We start from the raw sequence: 5,716 nt of genomic DNA, 5'->3' as shown, positions 1-5,716 counted from the left end.
TACCCGCCGCCGCCTGTCTGTCCCGGGTCGCCGACTCGGCGCCCGCCCTCGCGGGGGCGCTCGCCGGCGCCGTCCAAGGGGCCGAAGCCCTGCCGTCCGCCTGGCGCGACGCATGCCGCACCCTCGCCGGCTGCGCCCTCCCGCGCCAGGCCGGCACCGACCTGGTCGACCTGGCCGGCCGGCTCGCCCGTATCGAACCCACCGTCCCGGAAGGATCCCGTCTCTCATGAAGCTGACCCTGGAGGACCGCGTCACCGGCTGTCTGGTCGGCGCCGCCGTCGGCGACGCGCTCGGCGGCCCGGTCGAGGGCTGGAGTCCCGAACAGATCACCGAACGGCACGGCGGCCGGGTGCGCGGCATCGTCGGCCCCTTCTACGAGAACTGGCGCACCGCCAGGCCCATCGCGCCGTACCACAAGGGCGACGGGTACGTCACCGACGACACCCTGATGACGCACGCGCTCGTCCGGGTCTACGGCACGGTGCGCGACCACCTCGACGCGTACAGCGTGGCCGACCATCTGGTGCCCGACCTGATCGGCACCCCCCGCTGGATCCCGGAGCTGGAGGCCGAGGCGCTGCCGCTCCAGCGGATCTTCCTCGCCGAGAAGTGGATCGTGGCCCGGCTGCACTACGGCCATGTCGACCCGCGCGAGGCGGGCGTCGGCAACATCGTCAACTGCGGTGCGGCGATGTACATGGCGCCGGTCGGCGTCGTCAACGCGGGCAATCCGGCAGCCGCCTACACCGAGGCGCTGGAGGTGGCGGCCCCGCACCAGTCGTCGTACGGACGCGAGGCGGCGGGCGTCTTCGCCGCCGCCGTGGCCGCCGCCTTCCGGCCCGGTGCCACCCCGCGCTCGGTGGTCGACGACGCGCTGGCGCTCGCCAAGGACGGCACCCGCGCCGCGATCGAAGCGGTGTGCGAAGTGGCCGTGAAACACGACGACTTCGAGTCCGCGCTGGCACCGCTGCGGGAGGCCGTCGCGCCGTTCGACACCGTGGGACCCGAGTACCGGCAGCCCTCGCTCGGCGCCCGCAGGCCCTCCCGGCTGCACTCCATCGAGGAACTGCCCGTCGCGCTCGGCATGTTGCTCGTCGGCGGCGGCGACTTCCACGACACCGTGCTCGGCGCGGTCAACTACGGTCGCGACTGCGACTCCATCGCCACCATGGGCGGCGCCATAGCGGGAGTCCTCGGCGGCGCCGCGGGCGTCCCCGCCGAGTGGAGCGAGAAGGTGGCACGGGCCAGCAAGCTCGACCTGACCACCCCCGCCGACGAACTGGCCGTCGTCACCCGCGAGGTGTTCGACCGCGACGTCATCCGCAGGCGGGAGCACGAGACCGCTTTCGCCGCCCTCGCGGACGTGTCATGACCGGTCTCCGGCTGACCTGGGTGCAGCCCGAGGACCTGGTGGGCCACGAACTGCGCCAGGCACGCGAGGACGGCAGGGATGCGGCCGACGTCGAACGGCGCTGGCTCGCCGCCGGGGGACACCCCGCGCCCGAGCTGGCCGGGGCGTCCCCGGGACCCGCCGACCCGGCGCTGCGCGCGCTCGCCGGGCGGCTTCTCGACGAACTGGCCCTGATCCCGGCCCCTTCGGCCGCCGAAGAGCCCACCGGCCTGGCAGAAATCCGGGCCGTCGCGCCACATGCCCCGGCCGCCCGGCCCGGCGGCGCGGGACTCACCCAGCGGCTCGAAGCCGGCTGGCTGGGCCGCGCTGCGGGCTGTCTGCTCGGCAAGCCCGTCGAGAAGCTGCCGCTCGCCGGTATCCGGGAGATCGCGCGCTCCACCGGCAACTGGCCGCTGGACGGCTGGTTCACCGAACGCGGCCTCGACCCCGAGGTCGCGGCCCGCTGGCCGTGGAACCGCCGCAGCAGGCCCACCTCGCTGGCCGAGAACATCGACGGCATGCCCGAGGACGACGACCTCAACTACCCGCTGCTCGGCCTGCTGTTGCTGGAGTCGCACGGCCACGGCTTCCGTACGCGGGACGTGGCGGAGCTGTGGCTCGCCGAACTCCCTGCGGGCCGCACCTTCACCGCCGAGCGCGTCGCGTACCGCAATCTGCTCGACGGCGTCGAGCCGCCCGCCACCGGACAGCTGCGCAACCCCTTCCGTGAGTGGATCGGCGCCCTCATCCGCGCCGACATCTTCGGCTGGACCCACCCCGGCGACCCGCGCGCCGCCGCCGAACAGGCCTGGTGTGACGCCGTCCTGACACACACCGCCAACGGTGTGTACGGCGAGATGTTCGCCGCAGCGGCCGTCGCCGAGGCGTCGGCCGGTGGCGGCGATGTGCACGCCTGTCTGCGGGCCGGGCTCGCCGTCGTACCCGAACGCTCCCGGCTGGCCCGCGCCGTACGGTTCGGTGTCGCGGCGGCGCGGGCCGAACCGACCGGCACCATCGACGGGTTCGCCTCCGTCGTGGACCAGCTGCACGCCGAGTACGGCCACCACCACTGGGTCCATGTGCTGCCCAACGTGGCCCTGCTCGCCGCCGCCCTCACCCACGCCGAAGGCGACTTCACCGGCTCCATCTGCCGGGTCGTCTCCGGCGGCTGGGACACCGACTCCAACGGCGCCACGGCCGGCTCGATCGCCGGACTGCTCGCCGGGACCCCGGACGCGCTCCCGGCCCGCTGGACCGCCCCACTCAAGAACCGTCTGGCCACCACGGTCGGTGGTCTCGACGGGATCGGCTTCGACGAACTGGCCCGGCGCACCGCCGCGTTGGCCATCGCCGCCCAGGAGGACACCACACCATGACCGCAGCTACCGCAGCGAGGATCGTCGTCCTCGGCAGTACGAACATGGATCTGGTCGCCTACACCAGCACGGCCCCGGCGCGCGGCGAGACCGTCACCGGCCGGTCCTTCGTCACCGTCCCCGGCGGCAAGGGCGCCAACCAGGCCATCGCGGCGGCCCGCGCCGGCGGCTCCGTGTCCATGATCGGCGCCGTCGGTGAGGACGACTTCGGCAGCCGGCTGCGCGCCACCCTGGCGGAGTCCGGTGTGGCGACCGGCGCGCTGCGCACCGTGCCGGGCCCGAGCGGCACCGCGCACATCGTCGTGGACGACGCCGGGGAGAACGCGATCGTCGTGGTCCCCGGCGCCAACGGCACCGTCACCGCGCTCGCCGAAGGCGACGAGGACGTCATCGCCGCGGCGGGCGCGCTGCTGCTCCAGCTCGAACTGCCCATGGAGGCCGTGCTGGCCGGTGCCGGCGCCGCCCGCCGGCACGGCGTACGGACGATCCTGACGCCCGCCCCCGCGCAGCCGCTGCCCCCCGAACTCCTCGCCGTCACCGATCTGTTGGTCCCCAACGAACACGAGGCAGCCACCCTCACAGGCGAGGACGACGCCTGGGCGGCGGCGCCCGTCCTCCTCCAATCCGTACCCGAGGCCGTGATCACGCTCGGCGCGGAGGGAAGCCTGTACGCCGCCCGCGGCCAGAAGCCGCTGCTCGTCCCCGCGCGCAAGACCCGCGCCGTCGACACCACGGCCGCCGGCGACACCTTCGTCGGCGCGCTGTCCGTCGCCCTCGGCGAAGGCGTCCCCATGCCGCGCGCACTGGCCTGGGCCTCGGCCGCCTCCGCCCTGTCGGTGGCCGAGCAGGGCGCCTCGTCCTCCATGCCGGAGCGCTCACGCATCGAGGCGCTGGCCGCCACCGCACCCTGACCCGTCCTCCCCGCCGGACACCCTGCCGACACGAAAGGCCCAGGCACGCCATGCAGCAACAGCCCCCGGACGACGACCACTCGGCGCCCCGGCACCCCGGCCCGCTCGACGGGCTGCGCGTGCTGGACATGGCGACGCTGTTCGCCGGTCCGCTCGCCGCCACCATGCTCGGTGACTTCGGCGCGCAGGTGACCAAGATCGAGCATCCGCTGAAGCCCGACCCGTCCCGTGGCCACGGCCCCAGCAAGGACGGCGTCGGCCTCTGGTGGAAGCACCTCGGCCGCAACAAGCGCAATCTGACGCTCAACCTGTCCACCCCCGGCGGCCGGGACGTGCTGCTCAAACTGGCCGCCGACGCCGATGTGATCATCGAGAACTTCCGCCCCGGCACCCTGGAGAAATGGGGTCTCGGCTGGGAGGAACTGTCCGCGGTCAACCCCCGTCTGGTGCTGGCCAGGGTCACCGGCTTCGGCCAGTTCGGCCCCTACTCCACCCGGCCGGGGTTCGGCACCCTCGCCGAGGCCATGAGCGGCTTCGCCGCCGTCACCGGCGAGCCTGACGGGCCACCCACCCTGCCGCCCTTCGGCCTCGCCGACTCCGTGGCCGCGCTGGCCACTTCGTACGCGGTGATGACCGCGCTGGCGGGCCGCGACCGCACCGGCGAGGGCCAGGTCGTGGACATGGCGATCATCGAGCCGATGCTGGCCATGCTCGGCCCCCAGATCCTGTGGCACGACCAACTCGGCTATGTGCAGCCGAGGACGGGCAACCGGTCCGCCAACAACGCCCCGCGCAACACCTATCGGACCGCCGACGGCAAGTGGCTGGCCGTCTCGACCTCCGCCCAGTCCATCGCCGAACGGGTCGTACGGCTCGTCGGCCACCCCGAGTTCATCGACGAGCCGTGGTTCGCGACCGGCGCGGGCCGCGCCCAGCACGCCGACGCCCTGGACGAGGCGGTCGGCGGCTGGATCGCCCGGCACGACGCCGACGAGGTGGTCGCGGTCTTCGAGAAGGCACAGGCCGCCGTCGCGCCGATCTACGACGTGCGGGACGTGATGGCCGATCCGCAGTACCGCGCGCTCGGCTCCATCGTCCGCGTCGAGGACGAGGAGTTGGGGCCGGTGCAGATGCAGAACGTCCTCTTCCGGCTCTCCGCGACACCCGGCGCCGTCAAATGGGCGGGCCGTCCGCACGGCGCCGACACCGCCGAGATCCTGGCCGAACTGGGCCTGAGCGACGACGAGATCGCCGGACTGCGGGAAGGCGGCGCGCTGTGAGCACGGGATCCGTCACCGCGCCCCGCGCGCCGGGCGCCATGGACACCGTACTGACCTGGCTGTACGCGCCGGGCGACCGGCCCGACGTGGTGGCCAAGGCGCTGCGGTCCGGCGCCGATGTGGTGCTGGTCGACCTGGAGGACGCGGTCGCCCCCGACCGTAAGGAGTACGCCAGGGCCGCCACCGCCGAGTTGCTGGCGCAGCCCGCGCCGGGCCCGGCCGCCGTCCATGTGCGGATCAACGCGATCGGAGGGCAGCACGCGGCGGCCGACCTGGCGGCGCTGGCGTCGCTGCCGGGGCTCGGCGGTCTCCGGCTGCCGAAGGTCGCTGTCGCCGCGGAGATCGCCGATGTCGTACGGCAGCTACGGGCCCGGCCGGACGGCGACGCGGGCCACGGCGGCGCCGTCCCCGGTCTCTACCCGCTGCTGGAATCGGCGCTCGGCATCGAGAACGCCTTCGCCGTCGCCACCGCCGATCCCGCCGTGCGGGGGATCGCGCTCGGCGAGGCGGATCTGCGGGCCGATCTGGGCATGAGCGACGAGAACGCGCTCGCCTGGCCGCGCGCCCGGGTCGTCGTGGCGGCCCGCGCGGCGGGACTCGCGCCACCGGCGCAGTCCGTCTACCCCGACGTCAAGGACCTGGCCGGGCTCGCCGAGTCCTGCGCGCGGGGCCGCGCACTCGGGTTCCTCGGCCGGACGGCCATCCACCCACGGCAGTTGCCGGTGATCGAGCGGGCCTATCTGCCGACGGCCGCCGAGG

Annotated in this window: 5 protein-coding genes and 1 pseudogene; all 6 read left to right on the top strand. The window is 74.1% G+C overall.

The features are described 5' to 3' along the window. Window positions 1-230 (top strand): annotated as a pseudogene (locus HY68_RS00720) (ADP-ribosylglycohydrolase family protein); the annotation flags it as partial. Continuing rightward, window positions 227-1,372 carry an ADP-ribosylglycohydrolase family protein gene (locus HY68_RS00715; protein ID WP_041983360.1) on the top strand — a complete coding sequence of 382 codons (1,146 nt, stop codon included), beginning with the start codon at window positions 227-229 and terminating at the stop codon, window positions 1,370-1,372. The pseudogene HY68_RS00720 and the gene HY68_RS00715, both read left to right, overlap by 4 nt. After that, the gene (locus HY68_RS00710) at window positions 1,369-2,766 is read left to right on the top strand and encodes an ADP-ribosylglycohydrolase family protein (protein WP_041983358.1); all 1,398 of its coding nucleotides are present in this window, start codon (window positions 1,369-1,371) and stop codon (window positions 2,764-2,766) included. Before HY68_RS00715 ends, HY68_RS00710 begins: the two co-directional genes overlap by 4 nt. Then, window positions 2,763-3,677, top strand: coding sequence for a ribokinase (gene rbsK / locus HY68_RS00705; RefSeq protein WP_041983356.1), 915 nt, complete (start codon window positions 2,763-2,765; stop codon window positions 3,675-3,677). Before HY68_RS00710 ends, rbsK begins: the two co-directional genes overlap by 4 nt. Window positions 3,678-3,727: 50 nt before the next feature. After that, window positions 3,728-4,957 carry a CoA transferase gene (locus HY68_RS00700; protein WP_041983354.1) on the top strand — a complete coding sequence of 410 codons (1,230 nt, stop codon included), beginning with the start codon at window positions 3,728-3,730 and terminating at the stop codon, window positions 4,955-4,957. Window positions 4,958-4,995: 38 nt separating this feature from the next. After that, window positions 4,996-5,716, top strand: a 721-nt coding sequence (locus HY68_RS00695; protein ID WP_041994924.1) for an aldolase/citrate lyase family protein, incomplete at its 3' end; no start/stop codon positions are given.

The sequence above is a fragment of the Streptomyces sp. AcH 505 genome (assembly GCF_000818175.1).
Classification (GTDB): domain Bacteria; phylum Actinomycetota; class Actinomycetes; order Streptomycetales; family Streptomycetaceae; genus Streptomyces.
The sequence above is the reverse complement of the archived record's forward strand: the minus strand, read 5'-3'. Positions and strand labels throughout refer to the sequence as shown.

What these genes read in the sequence shown, in the direction of transcription:
- HY68_RS00710 (WP_041983358.1), top strand. Translation starts at nt 1,369, where the DNA reads ATGACCGGTCTCCGGCTGACCTGGGTGCAGCCCGAGGACCTGGTGGGC.
- HY68_RS00715 (WP_041983360.1), top strand. Translation starts at nt 227, where the DNA reads ATGAAGCTGACCCTGGAGGACCGCGTCACCGGCTGTCTGGTCGGCGCC.
- HY68_RS00700 (WP_041983354.1), top strand. Translation starts at nt 3,728, where the DNA reads ATGCAGCAACAGCCCCCGGACGACGACCACTCGGCGCCCCGGCACCCC.
- rbsK (WP_041983356.1), top strand. Translation starts at nt 2,763, where the DNA reads ATGACCGCAGCTACCGCAGCGAGGATCGTCGTCCTCGGCAGTACGAAC.